18 protein-coding genes and 1 pseudogene are annotated in these 25,158 nt (G+C 72.3%); 10 read left to right on the top strand and 9 right to left on the bottom strand.

Features of this window, described 5'->3' with window-relative positions:
- Window positions 1-88: 88 nt before the first annotated feature.
- Together KUM32_RS09960 and KUM32_RS09955 are read right to left on the bottom strand one after the other, a co-directional pair.
- Window positions 89-2,734 (bottom strand): helix-hairpin-helix domain-containing protein, encoded by a 2,646-nt coding sequence (locus KUM32_RS09960; RefSeq protein ID WP_374227497.1) that lies wholly within the window; start codon window positions 2,732-2,734, stop codon window positions 89-91.
- Window positions 2,731-3,717, bottom strand: coding sequence for an aldo/keto reductase (locus KUM32_RS09955; protein ID WP_217141464.1), 987 nt, complete (start codon window positions 3,715-3,717; stop codon window positions 2,731-2,733). Before KUM32_RS09955 ends, KUM32_RS09960 begins: the two co-directional genes overlap by 4 nt.
- A gap of 111 nt (window positions 3,718-3,828) precedes the next feature.
- Between KUM32_RS09955 and KUM32_RS09950 the strand changes: the two genes are divergently transcribed.
- Together KUM32_RS09950 and KUM32_RS09945 are read left to right on the top strand one after the other, a co-directional pair.
- Complete coding sequence (locus tag KUM32_RS09950; RefSeq protein WP_217141463.1) at window positions 3,829-4,884, top strand: LLM class F420-dependent oxidoreductase; 1,056 nt, start codon at window positions 3,829-3,831, stop codon at window positions 4,882-4,884.
- 170 nt (window positions 4,885-5,054) lie between these two features.
- Window positions 5,055-5,441 (top strand): annotated as a pseudogene (locus tag KUM32_RS09945) (ferritin-like domain-containing protein); the annotation flags it as partial.
- A 52-nt stretch (window positions 5,442-5,493) separates the two neighbouring features.
- On the opposite strand, the gene corA reads toward KUM32_RS09945, so the two are convergent.
- Complete coding sequence (gene corA, locus KUM32_RS09940) at window positions 5,494-6,489, bottom strand: magnesium/cobalt transporter CorA (protein WP_217141462.1); 996 nt, start codon at window positions 6,487-6,489, stop codon at window positions 5,494-5,496.
- Between the two features lie 61 nt (window positions 6,490-6,550).
- Here corA and KUM32_RS09935 point away from each other — a divergent pair, with 61 nt between their 5' ends.
- The 5 genes from KUM32_RS09935 to KUM32_RS09915 all read left to right on the top strand — a co-directional run bounded on the left by KUM32_RS09935 (window position 6,551) and on the right by KUM32_RS09915 (window position 11,120).
- Entirely contained in the window at window positions 6,551-7,237 is a 687-nt protein-coding gene (locus KUM32_RS09935; RefSeq protein ID WP_217141461.1) for a histidine phosphatase family protein, read from the top strand.
- An 85-nt stretch (window positions 7,238-7,322) separates the two neighbouring features.
- A complete protein-coding gene (locus KUM32_RS09930; protein ID WP_217141460.1) occupies window positions 7,323-7,913 on the top strand; it encodes a DUF3090 domain-containing protein in 591 nt (196 codons plus the stop codon).
- The gene (locus KUM32_RS09925) at window positions 7,877-8,707 is read left to right on the top strand and encodes an SCO1664 family protein (protein WP_217141459.1); all 831 of its coding nucleotides are present in this window, start codon (window positions 7,877-7,879) and stop codon (window positions 8,705-8,707) included. The genes KUM32_RS09930 and KUM32_RS09925 overlap by 37 nt, the downstream gene beginning before the upstream one ends.
- Before the next feature lie 103 nt (window positions 8,708-8,810).
- A complete protein-coding gene (gene mshC / locus KUM32_RS09920; RefSeq protein ID WP_217141458.1) occupies window positions 8,811-10,040 on the top strand; it encodes a cysteine--1-D-myo-inosityl 2-amino-2-deoxy-alpha-D-glucopyranoside ligase in 1,230 nt (409 codons plus the stop codon).
- Between the two features lie 120 nt (window positions 10,041-10,160).
- Complete coding sequence (locus KUM32_RS09915) at window positions 10,161-11,120, top strand: SMP-30/gluconolactonase/LRE family protein (protein WP_217141457.1); 960 nt, start codon at window positions 10,161-10,163, stop codon at window positions 11,118-11,120.
- 71 nt (window positions 11,121-11,191) lie between these two features.
- Here the strand turns inward: KUM32_RS09915 and KUM32_RS09910 are convergent, their stop codons facing one another.
- From KUM32_RS09910 to KUM32_RS09885, 6 genes are all read right to left on the bottom strand, one after another.
- Window positions 11,192-12,175 (bottom strand): PAC2 family protein, encoded by a 984-nt coding sequence (locus tag KUM32_RS09910; protein ID WP_217141456.1) that lies wholly within the window; start codon window positions 12,173-12,175, stop codon window positions 11,192-11,194.
- Window positions 12,176-12,349: 174 nt separating this feature from the next.
- On the bottom strand, window positions 12,350-13,021 hold the full coding sequence (locus KUM32_RS09905) for a FadR/GntR family transcriptional regulator (protein WP_217141455.1): 672 nt from the start codon (window positions 13,019-13,021) through the stop codon (window positions 12,350-12,352).
- A gap of 174 nt (window positions 13,022-13,195) precedes the next feature.
- A complete protein-coding gene (locus KUM32_RS09900) occupies window positions 13,196-14,812 on the bottom strand; it encodes a glycerol-3-phosphate dehydrogenase/oxidase (RefSeq protein WP_217141454.1) in 1,617 nt (538 codons plus the stop codon).
- A gap of 18 nt (window positions 14,813-14,830) precedes the next feature.
- Window positions 14,831-16,369, bottom strand: coding sequence for a glycerol kinase GlpK (gene glpK / locus KUM32_RS09895; protein WP_217141453.1), 1,539 nt, complete (start codon window positions 16,367-16,369; stop codon window positions 14,831-14,833).
- 85 nt (window positions 16,370-16,454) lie between these two features.
- Window positions 16,455-17,249: an MIP/aquaporin family protein gene (locus tag KUM32_RS09890; RefSeq protein WP_217141452.1), complete on the bottom strand. Its 795-nt coding sequence runs from the start codon at window positions 17,247-17,249 to the stop codon at window positions 16,455-16,457.
- Between the two features lie 326 nt (window positions 17,250-17,575).
- A complete protein-coding gene (locus KUM32_RS09885) occupies window positions 17,576-18,340 on the bottom strand; it encodes an IclR family transcriptional regulator (RefSeq protein WP_217141451.1) in 765 nt (254 codons plus the stop codon).
- Window positions 18,341-18,678: 338 nt separating this feature from the next.
- On the opposite strand from KUM32_RS09885, the gene metH reads away from it, so the two are divergent.
- The 3 genes from metH (at window position 18,679) to KUM32_RS09870 (ending at window position 25,076) form a co-directional block, all read left to right on the top strand.
- Window positions 18,679-22,191 carry a methionine synthase gene (gene metH / locus KUM32_RS09880; protein WP_217141450.1) on the top strand — a complete coding sequence of 1,171 codons (3,513 nt, stop codon included), beginning with the start codon at window positions 18,679-18,681 and terminating at the stop codon, window positions 22,189-22,191.
- 136 nt (window positions 22,192-22,327) lie between these two features.
- Window positions 22,328-23,029 (top strand): HAD family phosphatase, encoded by a 702-nt coding sequence (locus KUM32_RS09875; RefSeq protein ID WP_217141449.1) that lies wholly within the window; start codon window positions 22,328-22,330, stop codon window positions 23,027-23,029.
- A gap of 445 nt (window positions 23,030-23,474) precedes the next feature.
- Entirely contained in the window at window positions 23,475-25,076 is a 1,602-nt protein-coding gene (locus KUM32_RS09870; RefSeq protein ID WP_217141448.1) for an ABC transporter substrate-binding protein, read from the top strand.
- Window positions 25,077-25,158 lie beyond the last annotated feature (82 nt).

Raw genomic sequence — 25,158 nt, 5'->3', positions numbered from 1 at the left:
GACGGCGGCGGTCACGGGGACACCCCCGTGACCGCCGCCGTCGCGTGTGCCCGGGACGACCGGGCGGGCGCCAGGGCCGGGTGCCGGGTCAGCCGGCCGCCGGGATCTGCGGGGCGAGCAGTACCGGCAGCCGGGTCGTGCGCGGCTTGGCCGGGACCTCCGCCACGGCGCGCGGCAGCGCCTGCTCCACGCCGTGCACCACGGACAGATGACGGGCGGCCCGGCCGAAGGCCGTGTAGACCCAGGGACGGCTGAGGGCCTGCGCGGCGTCGCCGGGCAGGACCACGACCACCGCGGGCCACCGGCCGCCCACCGCCTGGTGCGCGGTCAGCGCCCATCCGTGCCGCACGGCGCGCTCCACCCGCTCCTTCGGTACGACGACGGCCTCGCCCGCGCATGACAGGTGCAGCCCGTCCGCGTCGGCCTTCACCACCCGGCCCGGCAGGGTGCGGCCCGGCGCGGGGGAGTAGGCGACACGGTCGCCGGGGTCGAAGCCGCCGAAGCGGCCGGGGCCGGGGTTCAGCCGCTCCTTCAGCGCCGCGTTCAGCGCCCGCGTGCCGGCCGCGCCGCCGTGGCCGGGCGTGATCACCTGGGTCTGCTCGGCGGGTACGCCGATCGCGCGCGGCACCGAGTCCGCGACGAGCTGGACGGTGCGGTGCACCGCCTCGCCGGGGTCCCGCACCGGCACGATCACGACCTCCTTGCCGGGGGCCTCCACCTGGACCAGCTCTCCGACGCCGATGCCGGAGACCAGTTCCCCGAGGGGGCCTGGGTCCGGACGCCGGGAGGCGATCTGGGGGCAGATCCGTGCCGCCAGCAGATCCGCGAAGACCCGCCCGGGACCCGCGGACCACAGCACCGCCGGATCACCGGCCAGCACCAGCCGCGTTCCGTCAGGAAGTGACTCCACCAGCAGGGCGCCCGTCTCGACGTCCAGCTGCGGCGCGTCGAGCACGACGAGCAGATCGAGCTCCAGCGCACCGTCGGCGTCCCGCCCGGGCCCCTCGGTCCCGGCCAGCAGCCCGGCCACGGTGGCGACGGCGGGGCCGCCGGGGGCGGAGCCCTCCCGGGCGCCCCCCTCCGCGGTGGGGGAGTCCGGCGCAGGCGTCCGGACGTCCAGCAGGGCGGCGAAGCGGTCCCGGCCGAGCGGGCCCGGCGCGGCCGCCCAGGCGCGCAGGCCAAGGGCGTGCGCGGCGTGCAGCAGGGCGGCCGGCTCGGCCAGGGACGCCTCCCCTCCCGTGTGCAGGACCAGTCCGTGCCCGGCGACCGCGCGGATCAGGTCGCCGGCGGAACCCTGCGCCGAGGCGGCGGCCCCCTCCCAGTCCGCCGCGGAATCCTCGTGCTTCGGTGCCGAGTCGACCAGCCGGGCCAGTCCGTCGGCGAGGCTCTCCTCCGCGAGCGCGTACCGCTCCAGGCCGACCAGCACCCGGACCGGGCGCTCCTGGCCCTCGCCGTCCTCCTCGTCCGCTCCGTCCGCGGCGCTCCCCGCGGGGGCACCGGGCTCCTCCAGAGCGTCCTGGAAGGCCAGCGCCTCACCCTCGGCGAGCGCGCTCTGGACGGCGGCGTCGGGGTCGGGCACGCCGCGCTGGGCCAGCGCGGCCGTGAGCCGCGGCAGCTCGATGGCCGTGTGCCCGGCCAGCGCGGCCTGCTCCAGAAGCCACACGGTGACCGCACGGCCGCGACGTTCGTCGTCCGGGCCGCACTCCGCGCCGAGCAGCGCACGGGCGAACCCGTCGGCCTGCTCCGGCCGGACCCCGGCGACCCGCAGCAGCTGCCAGGGGTCCGCGCGCAGAGCCTCCTGCGCGCCCTCGCCGAGCGCCGCGGCGGTCTGCGGTGCGAGCGCCTCGGGGGCGCCGCCCTCGGCCAGCACGTGGCGCACGGCCTGGACGGTCTCGGGGGCGGGGCCCACGAGCGCGGCGGCGGGCTCGGCCGGGACCGGCCGCGGTGGCCGTACCGGCTCGGGGGCGGGACGGCGGGGCGCGGGCGCGGGGTCGCCGAAGACCGTGGCCGCCGGTTTGCCGCCGCTCTCCACGGCCCGCACGGCGGCGAGCAGGTCGGCCGCGGTGCCGCTGAGCTTGCCCCCGGCGTCGATCGGCACCTGCTTCTCGGCCTTGCGCCGCTCGATCCGCTCGCGCTCGAGCCGCTGGGCGGCCAGCTCGGCCTCGGCCTCGGACACCCGGGCTGCCGCGTCCCCGCCGGCCGCCGGCCCGTCCACGGACGGATCACCCCCGGCCGAGCCGCCGCCCCCGGGGCTTGTGCCCGCCGCGCCGGCCGCGTCCTCGCCCGCTGGCCGCTCGGTCTTCCCGGCGCCCTGGGTGTCCGTGGCGTCCGGGCCCTCGTGGTCGGGCCGCAGTGCGTCGGTAGCGGCCTGATCGTCGGCGCCCGCGTCGCTGTCCGGGGTGCCGGTGTCCGGGCTGTTGTCCTCCGCCGGGCCGTCCGCGTCCGCGTCCGCTGGCCGCTCGGTCTTCCCGGCGCCCTCGGTGTCGGCGGCGTCCGCGCCCCCGCTGTCCGGCCGCCCCGCGTCAGCAGTGGCCTGACCGCCGGTGCTCGCGCCGTCGGCGTTCCGGCTCTCACGTCCCGGCCGTGCCGCCTCGATGTCCCCGGCCCGGGCGTCGGCCTTCGCCCCGCTCCCGGCGTCCTCGGGCCCGGGCGCCCCGGCGGTGCCCGGCGTCCCAGGCCCGGCGTCCACGGCGTCCGCGGTGTCCTCGGTGGCGGGCTCGGGCTGCGTGCTCACAGCGTGCTCCAGTCGTGATCGGGATAACGGTGCACAGGCGCCGACACGTCGTCGAGCGCCCGGCGGATCTCGTCAGGAAGACTAAGGGTCTCCACTGACAACGCCGCCGTGAGCTGCTGTGCGGTGCGCGCGCCGACGATCGGGGCGACCACGCCGGGCCGGTCGCGTACCCACGCCAGTGCCACCTGGAGCGGCGTCACCGCGAGCCCGTCCGCCGCCGTCGCCACCGCGTCCACGATGTGGCCGGCCGTGTCGTCGAGGTAGGGCGCGACGAACGGGGCCAGGTGTTCCGAGGCGCCCCGCGAGTCCACCGGCGTCGCGTCCCCCCGGTACTTGCCGGTCAGGACCCCGCGGCCCAGCGGCGAGGAGGGCAGCAGGCCGATCCCGAGGTCCAGCGCGGCCGGCAGCACCTCGCGCTCGATGCCCCGCTGGAGCAGCGAGTACTCCATCTGCGTACTGGCCACCCGGTTCCGCACGCCCGGGGCCGCCAGCTGCCAGGTCGCCGCCTTGGCCAGCTGCCAGCCGCAGAAGTTGGACACGCCCGCGTAGCGGGCCCGGCCGCTGCTCACCGCCACGTCCAGGGCGTGCAGGGTCTCCTCCAGCGGCGTGTGCGGATCGAAGGCGTGGAGGTGCCACACGTCGACGTGGTCCGTCCCCAGGCGGGCCAGCGAGGCGTCCAGCGCGGCGAGCAGATGGGCGCGCGAACCGTCGAAGCGGCGGTCCGGGTCCGGCACGCTGCCGGCCTTGGTCGAGATCACCAGATCCCGGCGGGGCACCAGGCCCTCCATGAGCCGGCCGAGGAGATACTCGGCCTCCCCGTCGCCGTAGACGTCCGCGGTGTCGACGAGGGTGCCGCCCGCCTCCCAGAAGGTCTTCAAGAGGTCCGCGGCGTCATGCTCGTCCGTGTCCCGGCCCCAGGTCAGGGTGCCGAGACCGATGCGGGACACGCGCAGGCCGGTGCGGCCGAGATGCCTCTGCTCCATGAACGCCGACATTACTGGCCACGGCTTGCGCCGTGGGGGCCTGTGGATAAGCGATTTCGGCGCGCTAAGGTCGCCCCAACTGACGTTACTGATCGGTAAGGGGAATCGGCCATGCAGCTCGGGATCAACCTCGGCTACTGGGGTGCCGGAATGGACGCGGACAACCTGGCCGTCGCGCAGGAGGCCGACCGGCTCGGGTACGCCGTCTGCTGGGCCGCCGAGGCCTACGGCTCCGACGCGGCCACCGTGCTCACCTGGGTCGCCGCCCAGACCGAGCGCATCGACGTCGGCTCGGCCATCTTCCAGATCCCGGCCCGCCAGCCCGCGATGACCGCGATGACGGCGGCCACCCTGGACTCCCTCTCCAAGGGCCGCTTCCGCCTGGGCCTCGGCGTCTCCGGCCCGCAGGTCTCCGAGGGCTGGTACGGCGTCACGTTCGACAAGCCGCTGGCCCGCACCCGCGAGTACGTCGAGATCGTCCGCAAGGCGATGACCCGCGAGCGGCTCTCCTACGAGGGACAGCACTGGACGCTGCCGCTCCCCGGCGGCCCCGGCAAGCCGATCAAGCTGACCGTGCACCCGGAGCGCGAGCACATCCCGCTGTACATCGCCGCGATCGGCCCGAAGAACCTGGAGCAGACCGGCGAGATCGCCGACGGCGCCCTGCTGATCTTCCCCTCCGCCGAGCACCTGGAGGACACCGCGATCCGGCACCTGCGCGCCGGACGTGAGAAGGCCGGGAAGACCCTCGACGGCTTCGACGTCTGCCCGACCCTGCCGCTCGCCCTCGGCGACGACAAGGACGTCACCGCCCTCGCCGACACGTTCCGCCCCTACACCGCGCTCTACGTCGGCGGCATGGGCAGCCGCAAGCAGAACTTCTACAACCAGCTCGCCCGGCGCATGGGGTACGAGCGGGAGGCCGCCGAGATCCAGGACACGTACCTGTCGGGCGACAAGCAGGGCGCCGCGGCCGCCGTGCCGCACGACCTGATCGACAAGACCACGCTGCTCGGTTCCGTCGACCGCATCGCGGACCGGATGAAGGCCTACGCCGCGGCCGGCGTCACCACGCTGACCCTCGCCCCCGCGGGCTTCACACTGGACGAGCGGATCGCCGCGCTCCGCGCCGGCACCGAGGCGCTGGAACGCGCCGGACTCGCCTAGGAACCGGGGGCCCGGGGGCTGGGTTTCTACGGCCGTGGTGGGGGCTCGGGGGTCTTCCCCGCCACGGCCGTCACGGGGAACAACGCACCCGCGCACATGTGGTTACGCCTCTTCCGGGCTTCCGGCCCGCCTTCTTCCGGCGGAGTCGGCCACCGCACCTGTTGCCCCTGGAGAACGCGCGCATCGCGGCGCTGGTGCCGGAGAGCGAGCGCGCCCTCGCCCCCAAGACCGCCCGGCACGGCGCGGACGAGGACAAGCCCGGGCGGATCCTCAACGCCCTGCTGAGGAAGCGCGGCCTGGAGCCCGTCGAGGTGCCCCCCGACACCGACTGCACCGTGCTCCTGGAGCGGCACGGCATCGGACTCGCGCACGACAGGCTCAAGGCCGAGCAACCCCTCACGGTGCGGGACAGCAGCACCTACCTCGCACACGGCAGGGTCACCGAGCAGCGCGCCGCCGACCGGATGGCGATGCTCCGCAAGCACTTCGCGGACCACCCGGACCCGGGCCGGGCCGTCCGGACGATCTCCGCCGACGAGGACGACCACCTCGCCCACTCCGGGGCCGCCTGAGACACCCGGTGCCCTCACCGAGAGGTTCACGAGCCTTCTAGAGCCAGCCCCGACGCTTGAACAGCCGGTACAGCAGCACCTCCAGCAGGGCCATCAGCACGATCACCGCCGGATAGCCGCCCACCCAGTGCAGCTCGGGCATGTGGTCGAAGTTCATGCCGTAGATCCCGGCGATCATCGTGGGGACCGCCGCCATGGCCGCCCACGCCGAGATCTTCCGCATGTCGTCGTTCTGCCGGACGCTCGTCTGCGCCAGGTGCGCCGACAGGATGTCCGAGACCAGCCGGTCCAGGCCCTCCACCGACTCGTTCACGCGCGTGAGGTGGTCGCTCACGTCCCGGAAGAACGGCCGCGCCCTGTCGTTCACGAACGGCACCGCGCCGCCGTACGGCCCCATCCCGGCGAGCCGGGCGAGCGCCGGCGCCAGCGGACCGGTAGCCCGGCGGAACTCCAGGACCTGCCGTTTGAAGGTGTAGATCCGGGACGCGGTGCGCCGCGAACCGCCGCCGTCCGGTGAGAAGACCTCGGCCTCCAGCTCCTCCAGGTCGTTCTGCAGCTCGAGCGCCACGTCCAGGTAGTGGTCCACGACGGCGTCCGATATCGCGTACAGCACCGCGGTGGGGCCCTTGCCGAGCAGCTCCGGCTCGTGCTCCAGGCGCTGCCGTACGGCCTTCAGCGGGGATCCCTCGCCGTGCCGGACGACGACCACGAAGGCGTCCCCCAGGAAGATCATGAGCTCGTCGGCGGAGACGACGTCGCTCTCCGGCTCGTACACCACCGGCTTGAGGACGACGAAGAGCGAGTCCTCGTACACCTCCAGCTTGGGCCGCTGGTGCGCCTTCAGGGCGTCCTCCACGGCCAGCGGGTGCAGTGCGAACTCCTGGCTGACCAGGTCGAACTCCTCCGCCGTCGGCTCGTACAGCCCGATCCACACGAAGCCGCCCGCGGTCCGCGCCTCGGCGAGCGCGTCGGAGAGGTCGTCGGGCCCGTCCGTGCGGTGCCCGTCCCGGTAGATGGCACAGTCGACGATCACCGAACGCATTCTCCCCTCGCCCGGGCGCCCTCGCGCCACGCGGTACGCCTACCCTGGCCGCATGCCCACGCTGATCCTGGTTAGGCACGGACGTTCCACCGCCAACACCGAGGGGCTGCTCGCCGGCCGGACGCCCGGCGTCGCCCTCGACGAGCGCGGGGCCGCCCAGGCCGCCGCGCTGCCCGGGCGGCTCGCCGGCCTGCCGCTCTCCGAGATCGTCACCAGCCCGCTGCAGCGCTGCCAGGAGACGATCCGGCCGCTGCTCGACGCCCGGCCCGAGCTGCGGCCGCACACCGACGAACGGATCGGGGAGTGCGACTACGGCGACTGGTCCGGCCGCAAGCTAGCCGAGCTCAAGGACGAGCCCCTGATGGAAGTGGTGCAGGCGCACCCCTCAGCGGCCGCGTTCCCCGGCGGCGAGTCGATGCGCGCGATGCAGACCCGCGCCGCCGAGGCGGTGCGCGAGTGGAACGCGCGCGTGGAGCGCGACCACGGTGGCGACGCCGTGTACCTCATGTGCTCCCACGGCGACATCATCAAGTCCCTCGTCGCCGAGGCGCTCGGCCTCCACCTCGACCTCTTCCAGCGGATCTCGGTCGAACCGTGCTCCGTCACGGCGATCCGCTACACCCGCCTGCGGCCCTACCTCGTCCGTCTCGGCGACACCGGAGACCTCGCCGCACTGGCCCCGCGCGCGGAGCCCACGGGCGACGACGCCCCGGTCGGTGGTGGTGCGGGCGCACCGTGATCGTCGGCCGCAGTAGGGTGAAGCGATCGCAGCATTGCCCAGCCCCCGCCTTCCCGCTTCTTACGACTTCTCATGGAGACAGGACGTGTCCCGTCAGGTGTTCCTCTACGACCAACCGGAACGTTTCGTGGCCGGTACGGTCGGACTGCCCGGGCGCCGTACGTTCTTCCTCCAGGCTTCCGCCGGCTCCCGGGTGACCAGCGTGGCCCTGGAGAAGACCCAGGTCGCCGCTCTCGCCGAGCGCATGGACGAACTCCTCGACGAGGTCGTCCGGCGCAGCGGCGGCAGCACCGTCGTCCCCGCCACGGCCCCCACCGAGCCCGCCGACACGGCGCCGCTGGCCACCCCCGTCGAGGAGGAGTTCCGGGTCGGCACCATGGCGCTGGCCTGGGACGGCGAGGACCAGCGCATGATCGTCGAGGCGCAGGCCCTCGTGGAGCTGGACGCCGAGTCCGAGGAGGACCTGGCGGAGGCCGAGGAGCGGCTGCTCCAGGACGAGGAGAACGGCCCCCCGATGCTCCGGGTCCGGCTCACCGGCGCGCAGGCCAGGGCCTTCGCCAAGCGCGCCCTGGACGTCGTCAACGCCGGGCGGCCGCCGTGCCCGCTGTGCAGCCTCCCGCTCGACCCGGAAGGACATGTATGTCCGCGCCAGAACGGATACCGCCGCGGAGCGTGACCACCGACGCGGCGACCGCCGAGTTCCTCGCCCAGGGCGAGCTGACCGTGCGCGGACGCATCCGTGACGCCTCCAACGCGGCGCTGTACTGCACGGTGGCGTACGAGGGACGCGAGACGGCCTGCGTCTACAAGCCGGTCGCCGGGGAACGGCCCCTGTGGGACTTCCCCGACGGCACCCTCGCCCAGCGCGAGGTCGCGGCGTACGAGGTCTCCGAGGCCACCGGCTGGGGCCTCGTACCGCCCACCGTGCTGCGCGACGGGCCGTACGGCGAGGGCATGTGCCAGCTGTGGATCGAGGCGGTGCCCCAGCCGGAGCTGCTCGCCCTGGTGGACGGCGAGGAACCCGGCCCCGGCTGGAAGGCGATCGCCTTCGCCGAGGTCCAGGAGGGCCGCACCGCGCTCCTCGTGCACGCCGACGACGAGCGGCTGCGTCGGATGGCCGTGCTGGACGCGGTGCTCAACAACGCCGACCGCAAGGGCGGCCACCTGCTGCCCGCGGGCGAGGAACGGCTGTACGGCATCGACCACGGAGTGACCTTCCACACCGAGAACAAACTGCGCACCCTCCTGTGGGGCTGGGCGGGCGACCCGCTCACCGGGGAGGCCCTGGCGGTGCTCGACGCCCTCAAGGAGGCCCTGAAGGACGGCGGGACCCTGGCGACCCGGCTCGGCACGCTCATCACCCCCGCCGAACTCGATGCCACGCGCGCGCGTGTCGACGCCCTGCTGGCGTCCGGCAAGCACCCCGAACCGGGCGGGGAATGGCCGGCCATCCCCTGGCCCCCCGTCTAGGCACCGCCCCGCACACCTGCCGGTGCCGCGCAAGAGCGCCTTACCGGCCATCCGGCCCGGTCCGGTTCGTGGACGGAACATCCGTCCGGTTAGGCTCAATGACATGCATGCCTGGCCCGCTTCCGAGGTCCCCGCCCTGCCTGGTCAGGGCCGCGACCTGAGGATCCACGACACCGCGACCGGCGGCCTCGTCACCCTCGACCCCGGTCCCGTCGCCCGTATCTACGTCTGCGGCATCACGCCGTACGACGCCACCCACATGGGGCACGCGGCCACCTACAACGCGTTCGACCTCGTGCAGCGCGTGTGGCTCGACACCAAGCGGCAGGTTCACTACGTCCAGAACGTCACCGACGTCGACGACCCGCTGCTGGAGCGGGCCGAGCGGGACGGCCTCGACTGGACCGCCCTCGCCGAGCAGGAGACCGCCCTCTTCCGCGAGGACATGACGGCGCTGCGCATGCTGCCGCCGCGGCACTACATAGGCGCCGTCGAGGCCATACCCGGCATCGTCCCGCTCGTCGAACGGCTGCGTGACGCCGGCGCCGCCTACGAGCTCGAGGGCGACATCTACTTCTCCGTCGAGTCCGACCCGCACTTCGGCCAGGTCTCCGGGCTCGACGCCGCCGCCATGCGGCTGCTCTCCGCCGAGCGGGGCGGCGACCCGGAGCGCCCTGGCAAGAAGAACCCGCTCGACCCGATGCTGTGGATGGCGGCCCGCGAGGGCGAGCCCAGCTGGGACGGCGCCACGCTCGGCCGCGGGCGGCCCGGCTGGCACATCGAGTGCGTGGCCATCGCCCTCGACCACCTCGGCATGGGATTCGACGTGCAGGGCGGCGGCTCCGACCTCGCCTTCCCGCACCACGAGATGGGCGCCTCGCACGCCCAGGTGCTCACCGGCGAGTTCCCCATGGCCAAGGCGTACGTGCACGCCGGCATGGTCGGGCTCGACGGCGAGAAGATGTCCAAGTCCAAGGGCAACCTGGTCTTCGTCTCGCAGCTGCGGCGCGACGGTGTCGACCCGTCGGCCATCCGGCTCACGCTCCTCGCCCACCACTACCGCTCGGACTGGGAGTGGACCGACCAGGTGCTGCGGGACGCCGTCGCCCGGCTGGAGCGCTGGCGCGCCGCCGTGTCCCGGCCCGACGGCCCGTCCGCCGAGGCCGTCGTCGAGGAGATCCGCGAGGCCCTCGCGAACGACCTGGACTCCCCGGCCGCGCTCGACGCCGTCGACCGCTGGGCCGCACTCCAGCAGGACAGCGGCGGCACGGACACCGGCGCACCCGGCGTCGTCTCGCGTGCCGTCGACGCGCTGCTGGGCGTCGCTCTGTAGGCACCGGGGAACTGGCAGAAGGGCTTCCGCGGACAATGCCTGCGGAAGCCCCCGTCATGTGGTGGGCTGGGTGCCCCTGTTGGCCGCCGGCCGTCGGCCGGCTCCCCGGAAGGACGCACCGTGGCACCCACCGATCGTTCCTTCGCACGCCGAGCTTTCCTGACCGGCAGCACCGCTCTCGCCGGAGCCGCGCTGCTCGGCGGCACCGCCCACGCGACCGGGCACGACCCCGCCCGGCCCTGGCCCCGGCGGTTCGGGCTGCCCGACGGCTTCCAGCCCGAGGGCATCGCCATCGGCGCGGCGCCGTACGCCTACTTCGGCTCGCTCGCGAACGGCGACATCTACCGCGCGGCCCTGGCCACCGGCCGCGGCTCGGTCGTCGCCAAGGGCCTCGGCGCCGGACATCCGTCCGTGGGCATGCGCCTGGACCGGAGCGGCAGACTCTTCGTCAGCGGCGGCGACAGCGGCGAGATCCGCGTCGTCGACGTCCGCACGGGCGAGACCGAGAAGGTCTACGACGTCGGCGGCACGTTCGTGAACGACGTGATCCTCACCCCGGGCGCCGCGTGGTTCACCGCATCCTTCCAGCCGGTGCTCCACCGGCTGGCCCTGGACCGGCACGGCCGGCCCGGCGCCGTGGAGACCCTGCCGCTGAGCGGCGACTGGGAGCAGGGACCGGACTTCACCGCCAACGGCATCGAGCGCACGCCCGACGGCAGCGCGCTGCTCGTGGTCAACGCCTTCGCGAACGGTGGCGGCCTCATGCGGGTGGACCCGCGCACCGGAACCGCCCGCGCCGTCGACCTCGGCCCGGCCAGGCTCCCCAACGGCGACGGACTTCTGCTGCGCGGCAGGACCCTCTACGCCGTCCAGCAGTGGCAGAACGCGATCGACGTGTTCCGGCTGAACGCGGCCGGCACCGAGGGCACCGCCGTCGCCCGCATCACGGACCCGCGTTTCCGCATCCCGACCACGGTCGTGGCCTGGGGCGACCGCCTCTACCTGCCCAACGCCCGCTTCGACGTGGAGCAGCCGACGCCGGACACCGAGTACGACGCCGTGGCGGTGGACCGGGTCTGAGGTCGTGGCGGTGGACCGGGTCTGAGGTCGTGGGCGGGGCGGTCGGCCGCCGCCCCGCCCACGACACCCGGTCATTCCTCCGACGACTCCTCGTCGTCGCCGCTCTTCGGCCCCTTGGACGGACGGGGCCGGCCGCCGGGGTTGTCCCGCAGGTAGGGCGTCCCCGTCGGGCCGTCGCCGCCGTCCGCCGTGGCGTGCCCGCCCGGTCCGGAGCCGCCGTCCCGGCGCCGCAGGTACCGCTCGAACTCGCGGGCGATCGCCTCGCCCGAGGCCTCCGGCAGCTCCGCGGTGTCCCGGGCCTCCTCCAACGACTGGACGTACTCGGCGACCTCACTGTCCTCCGCGGCCAGTTGGTCGACGCCCACCTGCCAGGCACGCGCGTCCTCGGGCAGCTCACCCAGCGGGACGCGCACGCCGATCAGGTCCTCCAGGCGGTTCAGGAGGGCCAGCGTGGCCTTCGGGTTGGGTGGCTGCGACACGTAGTGCGGCACCGCGGCCCACAGCGACACGGCCGGCACGCCCGCGTGCGTGCACGCCTCCTGCAGGACGCCGACGATGCCCGTGGGCCCCTCGTACTTGGTCTCCTCCAGGTCCATGCGCCGGGCCAGGTCCGCGTCCGACGTGGTACCGCTGATCGGGACCGGCCGGGTGTGCGGGGTGTCGCCCAGCAGGGCGCCCAGGACGACCACCAGCTCGACGCCCAGCTCGTGGGCGAAGCCGAGCAGCTCGTTGCAGAAGGACCGCCAGCGCATGGACGGTTCGATGCCGCGGACGAGGACGAGGTCGCGCGGTTTGTCGCCGCCCACCCGGACCACCGACAGCCTCGTCGTCGGCCACGTGATCTTGCGGACGCCGTCCTCCATGAACACCGTGGGACGGTTGACCTGGAAGTCGTAGTAGTCCTCGGCGTCCAGCGCCGCGAACACCTCGCCCTTCCACTCCCTGTCGAGATGCGCGACCGCGGTGGAGGCGGCGTCGCCGGCGTCGTTCCAGCCCTCGAACGCGGCCACCATGACCGGGTCGACCAGCTCGGGAACCCCCTCGAGCTCGATCACCCAGCGCCTCCTTCCGACGTGCCCTCGCGTACCCCCCAACCTTACGGCGTGCCGAGGGGCCGCCCGCAGCCCCCTCGCACGGGGGAGTGAACGGATCACTGCCCCGTTCCCGGCGGCCGGACACCCCGCCGCCGCCCCGGACCGGAGCCGGTCCGGCACCCCACCGGACCCGGGTCACAGGGTCGAGCGCAGCCACTGCTCCACGGAGGCGATGTGCACCGTCGCCCAGGAACGCGCCGCTTCCGCGTCCCGGTCGCGCAGCGCGCCGAGGATCGCGCGGTGCTCGTGCAGGGTGCGGCTGACCGCGTCCTCCTGGGTCAGCCCGCGCCAGACCCGGGCCCGGGTGGTGGGGCCGGAGAGACTGTCGAGGAGGGAGCAGAGCACCGAGTTGCCGGCGGCCCCCACGATGCCCCGGTGGAACTCCAGATCCCCGGCGACCAGCTCCTCCACCGACGGCTCGCCGCCCAGGGCGGCCATCTGGGCGTCGAGTGCGTCCAGTTCGCGCTCGCTGATCCGGGAGGCCGCCATCGCGGTCGCGGCCGGCTCCAGGATGCGGCGCACGGCGAGGAACTCCAGCACCGTGTCGTCGCGGTGGAAGTCGACGACGAAGCTCACGGCCTCCAGCAGGAGCTGCGGATCCAGACTGGTGACGTAGGTGCCGTCGCCCTGCCGCACGTCCAGGATCCGGATCAGCGACAGGGCGCGCACGGCCTCGCGCAGGGAGTTGCGGGACAGCCCGAGGCCGGCGGCGAGTTCGCTCTCCTTGGGCAGCCGGTCGCCGGGCCGCAGCGCGCCGGAGACGATCATGTCTTTGATCTTCTCGATCGCCTCGTCGGTGACCGCCATGGCCGACCTCCTCGTGTCGCTGGATGCCGCCCAGACATCCGATGTCTTACGACATTATGGGGCCGCGGTTCCCCCCGGTCGCGCAGCACGGAAGAAGGCGGTGGCTCCGTCGGCGCGGAGCCACCGCCTTCCGGCAGGCCGGCGGCCCGGCGGGCCCGCCGGGCCGCGGGCGGCCTACTTCTCGTCGAGCAGGTCCTGGACCTTCGCGCGGACGTCGTCCGTGGCCAGGCCGCGGATCGTCAGCGTCGTCCGACGGCGCAGCACGTCGTCCGCCGTCTCGGCCCACTCGTGGTCCCGGGCCCACACCACCTGCGCCCAGATCTCCGGGGCGTCCGGGTGGACGCGCTCGGCCAGCTCCGGGCTCTCGTTCGCGAGCCGGGCGATGTCGAAGGCCAGCGAACCGTAGTGCGTGGCCAGGTGCTTGGCGGTGTCCGCCGCCATGCGCGGGCCGGGCGCGGGCCCGTCCACCAGCAGCCGGTGGGCGACCGCGCGCGGATTGGCGACGCCGGGCAGCGGCAGCTTCTTCGGCAGCGAGGCGATGGGTTCGAAGTCGTCACCCAGCGGGTGGCCCGGCAGCGCCTCCAGCTTCTTCATGACCGTACGGCCGATGTGGCGGAAGGTGGTCCACTTGCCGCCCGCGACGGACAGCATGCCGCCCCGGCCCTCCGTGACGACCGTCTCGCGCTTGGCCTTCGCGGTGTCACCGGGACCGCCCGGCAGCACGCGCAGGCCCGCGAAGGAGTACGTGATGAGGTCCCGGTCGAGCTGCTGGTCGCGGATGGAGAAGGCGGCCTCGTCGAGGATCTGGGTTATGTCCTTGTCGTTGACCGCCACGTCCGCCGGGTCGCCCTCGTACTCCTCGTCGGTCGTGCCGAGCAGCAGCATGTCCTCCCACGGGAGGGCGAAGGTGATGCGGTACTTGTCGATGGGGGTCGCCAGCGCCGCCTTCCAGGGCGCGGTGCGCTTGAGCACCAGGTGCGCGCCCTTCGACAGGCGGATCGACGGGGCCGCGTTCGGGTCCTCCATGCGGCGCAGGTGGTCGACCCACGGGCCGGTGGCGTTGAGCACCAGGCGGGCGTTCACACCGAACTCGTCGCCGGACAGCCGGTCCTTCAGCTCGGCGCCGGTCACCCGGCCCTTGGTGAAGCGCAGCCCGGTGACCTCGGCGTGGTTGAGGACGACCGCGCCGGACTCGACCGCCGCGCGGACCGTCATCAGGGCCATGCGGGCGTCGTTCATCTGGTCGTCGCCGTACACGGCCACGGCCTTGAGGTTGTCGGTGCGCAGCTCCGGCACGTCCTGCGCGGCCTTGGCCGGGGAGAGCAGGTGGCCGACGCCGTCGCCGAAGGCGGACAGCGCCGAGTACGCGAAGACACCGGCACCGAGCTTCGCCGCGCCGTGCGGTCCGCCCTTGTACACGGGGAGGTAGAAGGTGAGCGGGTTCGCCAGGTGGGGGGCCACCTGGCGGGAGACCGCACGGCGCTCGAAGTGGTTCTCCGCCACCAGCTTCACCGCGCCGGTCTGCAGGTAGCGCAGGCCGCCGTGGAGCAGCTTGGAGGAGGCGGAGGAGGTGGCGCCGGCGAAGTCGCCGGCGTCGACCACGGCCACCCTGAGGCCGGACTGCGCGGCGTGCCAGGCGGTGGAGATGCCCAGGATGCCACCGCCGATCACGAGAAGGTCGTACGACGCCTTGGAGAGCTGCTCCCGGGTCTCGGCCCGGCTCGGGTTGGAGCCGGAGGCCGGGTGCGTCCCCAGGGCAGGCACGGACTGCAGGGTGGACTGAGTGGTCATTGCGGTTCTTACTCCTCGTCAGTCTTCGTCGGCGATCCAGCCCATGGTCCGCTCCACGGCCTTGAGCCAGCTCTTGTACTCACGGTCGCGGGTCTCCGCGTCCATGCGGGGGGTCCACTCGGCGGCCCGCCGCCAGTTGGCGCGCAGGTCGTCGGTGCTGTTCCAGAAGCCGACGGCGAGGCCGGCGGCGTAGGCGGCGCCGAGGCAGGTGGTCTCGGCGACCATCGGGCGCACCACGGGGGCGTCCACGAAGTCGGCGAGGGTCTGCATCAGCAGGTTGTTGGAGGTCATGCCGCCGTCGACCTTGAGGGCGGTCAGCTCCACACCGGAGTCCTTCGTCATGGCGTCCGCGATCTCCCGCGTCTGCCAGGCGGTGGCCTCCAGGACGGCGCGCGCGAGGTGCGCCTTGGTGACGTACCGGGTCAGGCCGGCGATCACACCGCGGGCGTCGGAGCGCCAGTACGGGGCGAACAGGCCGGAGAAGGCCGGGACGAAGTAGGCGCCGCCGTTGTCCTCGACCTGCATCGCCAGGGTCTCGATCTCGGCGGCGGTGGAGATCAGGCCCATCTGGTCGCGCATCCACTGCACCAGCGAGCCGGTGACGGCGATCGAGCCCTCCAGGGCGTAGACCGTGTCCTGGTCGCCGATCTTGTAGCCGACCGTGGTCAGCAGGCCCGAGTAGGAGTTGATGATCTTGTCGCCGGTGTTCATCACCATGAAGGTGCCGGTGCCGTACGTCGACTTGGTCTCGCCCTCGGAGAAGCAGGTCTGGCCGAACAGGGCCGCCTGCTGGTCGCCGAGCGCGGAGGCGACGGGGATGCCGCCGAGCAGGTCGCCGAGCCTGCCGCCCTTGATCTCGCCGTAGACCTCGGCGGAGGAGCGGATCTCGGGGAGCATCTGCGTCGGCACGCCGATCGACTCGGCGATCCGCTCGTCCCACTGCATGGTGTGCAGGTTCATCAGCATGGTGCGGGAGGCGTTGGTGACGTCGGTGACGTGCTTGCCGCCGTTCACCCCGCCCGTCAGGTTCCAGATGACCCAGGTGTCCATCGTGCCGAAGAGCAGGTCGCCCGCCTCGGCGCGCTCGCGCAGACCGTCGACGTTGTCGAGCAGCCAGCGGGCCTTGGGGCCGGCGAAGTAGGAGGCGAGGGGGAGGCCGGTCTCGCGGCGGAAGCGGTCCTGGCCGACGTTGCGGCCGAGTTCGCGGCACAGGGCGTCGGTGCGGGTGTCCTGCCAGACGATGGCGTTGTGGACCGGCTCACCGGTGTTCTTGTCCCAGACGACGGTGGTCTCGCGCTGGTTGGTGATGCCGATGGCCTTGATGTCGTCGCGGGTGATGCCCGCCTTCTCGACCGCCCCGGCGACGACCTCCTGGACGTTGGTCCAGATCTCGGCGGCGTCGTGCTCGACCCAGCCCGGCTTGGGGAAGATCTGCTCGTGCTCCTTCTGGTCGACGGAGACGATGCGTCCGTCGCGGTCGAAGACGATGCAGCGCGAAGAGGTCGTGCCCTGGTCGATCGCGGCGATGAAGGGTCCGGCGGTGTGGGCGTCGGTCACTGTGTGCTCCTGGGGTTCCGTGGGGTGGTGGCCGGTGTGTACGGCGCGTGCTCTGCGGCTCGATGATGACCGAGCGGATGTCCGCTCAGGCGAACGCGACGTTGTAGACACCTCCGGCGATCGCACCGCCGATCAGCGGACCGACGACCGGGACCCAGGCGTAGGCCCAGTCCGAGCCGCCCTTGTTGGGCAGGGGGAGCAGGGCGTGCACGATGCGCGGGCCGAGGTCGCGGACCGGGTTGATCGCGTAGCCCGTCGGACCACCGAGGGACAGACCGACCGAGACCACTACGAACGCGGTGATCAGGGCGCCCAGGACGCCGAGGCCGTTGCCCTCGTCGTTGAGCCCCTGGGTGAGGATGGCGAGCAGCAGGACGAAGGTGCCGATGATCTCGGTGGCGAGGTTCTGCACCGTGTGCCGGATCTCCGGGCCGGTGGAGAAGACGCCCAGGACGGGGCCGGCGCCGCCCTCCTGTGCCTCGACGGACTTGGCCGTCGTGTCCTGCGCGCCCGGCCCGCCGACGATCTCCGGGTCGGTGAGGTGCGCCTGGAACTGGCCGTAGTAGGCGACCCAGACCAGGACCGCGCCGATCATGGCGCCGAGGAGCTGACCCGCGAAATAGGTCGGGACGTTGGTCCAGTCGCCGTCCTTGATCGCGATGCCGACCGTCACGGCGGGGTTGAGGTGGGCGCCGGAGAGCGGCGTCGAGATGTACGCCGCCGTCATGACGGCGAAGCCCCACCCGAACGCGATGGCGAGCCAGCCGGCGTTGCGGGCCTTGGAGGCCTTGAGCGTCACGGCGGCGCAGACACCGCCGCCGAGCAGGATGAGTATGGCGGTACCGATGGTCTCGCCGATGAAGATGTCGGAGCTGGACACCCGCGACTCCTTTGTCCTTCGTCCAGGGGAAGCCGAACCCCCGGGTCCCTCCGGGTGTTCCGGCGCCCTCGGTGTGAGAGCGATGGCGGCCCTTGGCGTTGTCACACTCTAGCGCGTATTGCCGGTAGGTGTTCGACAATGCCGACCGATGGACGCGAGTCTCGCTTCGCGTCCGGCATGCGTCAAGAGTTCTGTTATCGAAAGCACGATCGTTATTGATCGACCGGGGCTATCGATCACCGGGCGTGGCGCGGCGTGTCCCCTCCGTCCGGGTACGCCGAAGGCCGGAGCGCCGCTCGGCGTTCCGGCCCGTGCTCGTGTGTGCCCTAGAACCGCCCGGCGCCCAGGTCCCGCGACACCGCGCGGGCGCAGTCCCGCACCGCCGCGACCAGCTCGGGCCGCAGCTCGCCCTCCCGGCACAGCCGCTCCACGGCACCGGTGATGCCGACCGCGCCGACCGGCATGCGGCGCCGGTCGTGGATCGGGGCGGCGATGGACGCGACGCCCTCCCAGGTCTCCTCCACGTCGCACGCGTAACCACGCGCGCGCGTGATGTCCAGGACGTGTTCGAACCCCTCGGGCTCGCAGACGGTCCGGTCCGTGTACGCCTTGCGCTCGGCCTCCAGCGCCTCGCTGTGCGCCACCGGGTCGTACGCCGAGAGCACCTTGCCCAGCGCCGTCGAGTGCAGCGGCTGCATGGCCCCGATCTCCAGGACCTGCCGGCTGTCGTCGGGCCGGAAGACGTGGTGCACGATCAGGACGCCCTGCTGGTGCAGGACGCCGAGGTGGACGCTCTCGCCGCTGGACCGCGCGAGGTCGTCCGCCCACACCAGGGCACGTGCCCGCAGCTCGTGCACGTCGAGGTAGGTCGTGCCCAGGCGCAGCAGTTCGGCGCCCAGCTGGTAGCGCCCGGAGGTGGCGTCCTGCTCGACGAACCCCTCCTGCTGGAGGGTGCGCAGGATGCCGTGGGCGGTGCCCTTGGCCAGGCCCAGCGACGAGGCGATGTCCGACAGGCCGAGCCGCCGCTCGCCGCCCGCGAGCAGGCGCAGCATCGCGGCCGCCCGTTCGAGCGACTGGATGTTCCGTGCCATCGACGTACTGCCTCCGTCCCTTCGACTGCCGACCTCGGCGACGCTGACGTCGTTCGGCAATGTCGAACACTACCGGTCGATGTCGACCTCCCGCCAATAGTCGGCGGGCAACTGTTGCACCCGCCCGTGCTCCGGCGGCGGCCGGACCGCCTCGCCCCGCGGCGGAGCCACCGTTCGACGCCGACCGGACCGTCGGGCCCGTCCGTGTCGTGGACGCCCCGACCATCGGCCCGCGGTCCCGGCTACCCTGGCGGCGTGCGTTCTCCCCCGGGACGTTCCGAGCGGACGGCCCCGGGCAGCGCAAAGCCGACAGCCGTCGCATCCTAGGGAGCCCCTTCATGGCCTCGTCGCCGTCCACCCCGTCCGCCGACACCAGGACCCGTGTGTCCGCCCTCCGCGAGGCACTCGCCACCCGTGTGGTGGTCGCCGACGGGGCGATGGGCACCATGCTCCAGGCGCAGAACCCCTCGCTGGACGACTTCCAGCAACTCGAGGGGTGCAACGAGGTACTGAACGTGACCCGCCCCGACATCGTCCGCTCGGTGCACGAGGAGTACTTCACCGCCGGCGTCGACTGCGTGGGGACCAACACCTTCGGCGCCAACCACTCCGCCCTCGGCGAGTACGACATCCCCGAGCGCGTCCACGAGCTCTCCGAGGCCGGCGCCCGGGTGGCCCGCGAGGTCGCCGACGAGTTCACCGCCCGCGACGGCCGGCAGCGCTGGGTGCTCGGCTCCATCGGCCCCGGCACCAAGCTCCCCACCCTCGGCCACGCCCCGTACCCGGTGCTGCGCGACGCCTACCAGCGCAACGCCGAGGGCCTCGTCGCCGGCGGCGCCGACGCCCTGCTGGTGGAGACCACGCAGGACCTGCTCCAGACCAAGGCCTCCGTACTCGGTGCCCGGCGCGCCCTGGACGCCCTGGGCCTCGACCTCCCGGTCGTCGTGTCCGTGACCGTGGAGACCACCGGCACCATGCTCCTCGGCTCGGAGATCGGCGCCGCGCTGACCGCGCTGGAGCCGCTCGGCATCGACATGATCGGCATGAACTGCGCGACCGGCCCCGCCGAGATGAGCGAGCACCTGCGCTACCTGGCCCGCCACTCCCGCGTCCCGCTGTCCTGCATGCCCAACGCCGGCCTGCCCGTCCTCACCAAGGACGGCGCCCACTACCCGCTGACCCCGGCCGAGCTCGCGGACGCCCAGGAGACCTTCGTCCGCGAGTACGGACTGTCCCTGGTGGGCGGCTGCTGCGGCACCACCCCCGAGCACCTGCGCCAGGTCGTGGAGCGGGTCCGGGGCACGACCCCGACCGAGCGCCACCCGCGCCCCGAGCCGGGCGCGGCCTCCCTCTACCAGAGCGTGCCGTTCCGGCAGGACACGTCGTACCTGGCGATCGGCGAGCGGACCAACGCCAACGGCTCGAAGAAGTTCCGCGAGGCCATGCTGGAGGGCCGCTGGGACGACTGCGTGGAAATGGCCCGCGACCAGATCCGCGAGGGCGCGCACATGCTCGACCTGTGCGTGGACTACGTGGGCCGGGACGGCGTGGCCGACATGGAGGAGCTGGCCGGCCGGTTCGCCACCGCCTCCACGCTGCCGATCGTGCTGGACTCCACCGAGGTCGACGTCATCCAGGCGGGCCTGGAGAAGCTCGGCGGCCGGGCGGTGATCAACTCGGTGAACTACGAGGACGGCGCCGGCCCCGAGTCCCGGTTCGCGCGCGTCACCGAGCTGGCGAAGGAGCACGGCGCCGCGCTGATCGCGCTGACCATCGACGAGGAGGGCCAGGCCCGCACCGCCGAGAAGAAGGTCGAGATCGCCGAACGGCTGATCGCCGACCTCACCGGGAACTGGGGCATCCACGAGTCGGACATCCTCGTCGACTGCCTCACCTTCACCATCTGCACCGGCCAGGAGGAGTCCCGCAAGGACGGCGTGGCCACCATCGAGGGCATCCGCGAGCTCAAGAAGCGGCACCCGGACGTCCAGACCACCCTCGGCCTGTCGAACATCTCCTTCGGCCTCAACCCGGCCGCCCGCATCCTGCTGAACTCCGTCTTCCTCGACGAGTGCGTCAAGGCCGGCCTGGACTCGGCGATCGTGCACGCGAGCAAGATCCTGCCGATCGCCCGCTTCGACGAGGAGCAGGTCACCACCGCCCTGGACCTGATCTACGACCGCCGCCGCGAGGGCTACGACCCGCTGCAGAAGCTCATGCAGCTCTTCGAGGGCGCCACCGCCAAGTCGCTCAAGGCGTCCAAGGCCGAGGAACTGGCCGCGCTGCCGCTGGAGGAACGCCTCAAGCGCCGCATCATCGACGGTGAGAAGAACGGCCTGGAGCAGGACCTCGACGAGGCCCTCCAGGAGCGTCCGGCCCTGGACATCGTCAACGAGACCCTGCTCGACGGCATGAAGGTCGTCGGGGAGCTGTTCGGCTCCGGCCAGATGCAGCTGCCGTTCGTGCTCCAGTCCGCCGAGGTCATGAAGACCGCGGTGGCCCACCTGGAGCCGCACATGGAGAAGACCGACGACGAGGGCAAGGGCACCATCGTGCTGGCCACCGTCCGCGGCGACGTGCACGACATCGGCAAGAACCTCGTCGACATCATCCTGTCCAACAACGGCTACACCGTCGTCAACCTCGGCATCAAGCAGCCGGTCTCCGCCATCCTGGAGGCGGCCGACGAACACAAGGCCGACGTCATCGGCATGTCCGGACTCCTGGTCAAGTCCACGGTGATCATGAAGGAGAACCTGGAGGAGCTCAACCAGCGGGGCCTGGCCGCCGACTACCCCGTGATCCTCGGCGGCGCCGCCCTCACCCGCGCGTACGTCGAGCAGGACCTGCACGAGATCTACGACGGCGAGGTCCGCTACGCCCGCGACGCCTTCGAGGGCCTGCGGCTCATGGACGCCCTGATCGGCATCAAGCGGGGCGTGCCCGGCGCCAAGCTGCCCGAGCTGCGGCAGCGCCGCGTGCGGGCCGCCACCGTCGAGATCGAGGAGCGCCCCGAGGAGGGCCACGTCCGCTCCGACGTCGCCACCGACAACCCCGTCCCCACCCCGCCCTTCCAGGGGACCCGCGTCGTCAAGGGCATCCAGCTCAAGGAGTACGCGTCCTGGCTCGACGAGGGCGCCCTGTTCAAGGGCCAGTGGGGTCTGAAGCAGGCCCGCACCGGAGAGGGACCCTCGTACGAGGAACTGGTCGAGTCCGAGGGCAGGCCGCGCCTGCGCGGGCTGCTGGACCGCCTCCAGACGGAGAACCTGCTGGAGGCCGCCGTGGTCTACGGCTACTTCCCGTGCGTCTCCAAGGACGACGACCTGATCATCCTGGACGAGGCCGGGAACGAGCGCACCCGCTTCACCTTCCCGCGCCAGCGGCGCGGCCGGCGCCTGTGCCTGGCCGACTTCTTCCGCCCGGAGGAGTCCGGCGAGCGGGACGTCGTCGGCTTCCAGGTCGTCACCGTCGGCTCCCGCGTCGGCGAGGAGACGGCCCGGATGTTCGAGGCCAACGCCTACCGCGACTACCTCGAACTGCACGGCCTGTCCGTGCAGCTCGCCGAGGCACTCGCCGAGTACTGGCACGCGCGCGTGCGCTCCGAACTCGGCTTCGCGGGGGAGGACCCCGCCGCGATGGAGGACATGTTCGCCCTGAAGTACCGGGGTGCCCGCTTCTCCCTCGGCTACGGCGCCTGCCCGGACCTGGAGGACCGCGCCAAGATCGCCGACCTGCTCCAGCCGGAGCGCATCGGCGTCCACCTGTCGGAGGAGTTCCAGCTCCACCCGGAGCAGTCCACCGACGCCATCGTGATCCACCACCCGGAGGCGAAGTACTTCAACGCCCGCTGAGGCCGGCACGGGGGCCCGTGCGCGCTCCGGAGCCGCACCAGGCGTTCCCGACCCGCACGACGTAGACTGGTCCGTCCACCGCAGGCCGGTTCCCACCGTGGGAACCGGCCTGATCGTCCCTCAAGGAGGTACGTGGATGACCAGTACGGTTCCCGCGCTCGGAACCCGAACGGCCGAAGGCTCCGCCCTGCAGGCCGTGCTCCTCGACATGGACGGCACCCTCGTGGACACCGAGGGCTTCTGGTGGGACGTCGAGGTCGAGGTCTTCGCCTCCCTCGGCCACACCCTCGACGACTCCTGGCGCCACGTGGTCGTCGGCGGGCCCATGAGCCGCAGCGCCGGATTCCTGATCGAGGTCACCGGGGCCGACATCACCCTCGCCGAACTCAGCGTGCTGCTCAACGACGGCTTCGAACGGCGCATCGGCCGCAGCCTGCCGCTCATGCCGGGAGCCGCCCGGCTGCTCGCCGAGCTGTCGACGCACGAGATCCCCACGGCCCTGGTCTCCGCCTCGCACCGGCGCATCATCGACCGCGTGCTGGCCTCGCTGGGAGCCCAGCACTTCGGCCTCACGGTCGCCGGCGACGAGGTGCCCCGCACCAAGCCCCACCCGGACCCGTACCTGGCCGCCGCGGCCGGCCTCGGCGTGGACCCGGCCCGCTGCGCCGTCGTCGAGGACACCGCGACCGGAGTCGCCGCCGCGGAGGCCGCCGGCTGCCACGTCGTGGCGGTGCCTTCGGTCGCCCCCATCACCCCGGCCGCGCGGCGTACGGTGGTCCGCTCGCTGGAAGAGGTCGACCTGGCGTTCCTGCGCGGCCTGATGACCTACGTGTCCTAGGCGTCCACCCAGCGTGCGGCACCGTTCGCGCGGCAATTCCGGAAACGGAGCCGTGCGGGACCACGCGGGGACGCGGACGAGGGAATTCCCGCCACCGTGACGACCGGATTCCGGGATTCACCGAGGGACGGCCGCATGTGACGTTCCCCACGTCTCCGGGGGTCGACAGGGAGGTGTCGATGTGCTTCGCCGAGTCCGGCGAACGTTGTCGCGGCTCCCTTGTGTCCTGATTGATGGAACGCTGCACTAATCCTTCCTCTGTCGGGTTTTCGGTGTGTCCACACCCGGTTTCACTCCGTGATGAGCTCTCATCTCCGGCGGCTGCGAACCCCTCTGCGGGCGCGGACTAATCTCGTCGCGAGAACATCGGCCACTACCCCCGTGATCCGCCGCGACACCCCTGCATGCCGGATACACGGACCGACAGCTCTGGAGAAACTCGAGCATGAACCGCAAGACTTTGGTGCTGCCGGCCGTCGTCGGCCTGCTCGCGCCGGTACTCGCCGCCTGCGGCGGGTCCGACGGTGGCAGCGGCGGGGACGCGATCGTCGTCGGCACCACGGACCGGTTCAGCGTCTCGAACGACGCACCCGCCCCCCTCGACCCGGCATACGCCTACGACGTCGGCCTCTGGAACATCCTGCGTCAGACCACGCAGACCCTCATGGTGCAGCCCCGCGGCGACGGGGAACCGGTGCCGGAGGCCGCCGAGAAGTGCGGGTTCACCGACACCGGCAACGAACGGTACGCGTGCACCCTGCGGGACGGCCTGAAGTTCGCCAACGGGGACCCGATCACCGCGGAGGACGTGAAGTACTCCGTCGAGCGTGCCCTGACCATCAAGGACGACACCGGTGTGTTCGCCCTGCTGTCGACCGTGGACACCGTCGAGACACAGGGCGACCGTGAGGTCATCTTCCACCTCAAGACGGCGGACGCGACCTTCCCGTACAAGCTGTCCACGCCGGTCGCGGGCATCGTCAACGCGGACCAGTACCCCAAGGACAAGCTGCGCGCCGGCTTCGAACTGGACGGCTCCGGCCCGTACACCATGAAGGCCGAGGTCAAGGGCGACAAGCTCGCCAAGGCCGTGTTCACCAAGAACCCCAACTACAAGGGGAGTCTGGAGGTGAACAACGACAAGGTCGAGATGGTCTTCTTCGACGACGCGGAGGCCATGGGCGCCGCGATCGACAAGGGCGACATCGACCTGATGACCCGTGCGATGACGCCGGACCAGATCCAGAAGCTGTCCAACGGCACGGACAGCGACGTCAACCTGGTCGAGGTGGCCGGCCTCGAGATCCGCTACCTGGGCTTCAACACGGCCGCACCGACGGTGAAGGACAAGGCCGTCCGCCAGGCGATGGCCCAGCTCATCAACCGCAGCCAGCTCGTCTCCGAGGTCTACGGTTCCCAGGCCGAGCCGCTCTACTCGATGGTTCCGGCCAGCATCACCGGCCACTCCAACTCGTTCTTCAACACTTACGGCGACCCCAGCGTGAGCAAGGCCAAGAGCACGCTCGCGGACGCGGACGTCACCACGCCGGTGAAGCTGACGCTGCACTACACGACCGACCACTACGGTGCCGCGACCAAGCAGGAGTTCGAGCAGCTGCAGAAGCAGCTGAACGACAGCGGTCTCTTCCAGGTCGACATCGAGGGCGTGCCCTGGGACACGTTCCAGACGGCGCAGCGCAAGGGCGAGTACGACGTCTTCGGCATGGGCTGGTTCCCCGACTTCCCGGATGCCGACAGCTTCATCGCGCCGTTCCTCGACAAGGACAACACCCTCAACTCGCCGTACCTGAACCCGAAGATCATCGACAAGCTGATCCCCGAGTCCCGCGGTGAGGCCGACCGGCTCTCCGCCGTGGACAGCCTCACCGAGATCCAGAACATCACCGCCGACGACGTCCCGATGATCCCGCTGTGGCAGGGCAAGCAGTACGTCGCCGCCCGGGGCGACGTCACCGGCACGGCCTACGTCCTCAACTCCTCCTCGTCGCTCCAGCTGTGGGAGCTGAGCCGCGGGGTCAGCGACTGACGCACCACCGGCACAACGCGAAGGGCGCCCTCCTCCCCGTCGGAAGAGGGCGCCCTTCGCGTTGTGCCGCCGAGACCGGCGC

The organism is Streptomyces sp. AC627_RSS907, assembly GCF_019049165.1.
The sequence above is the reverse complement of the archived record's forward strand: the minus strand, read 5'-3'. Positions and strand labels throughout refer to the sequence as shown.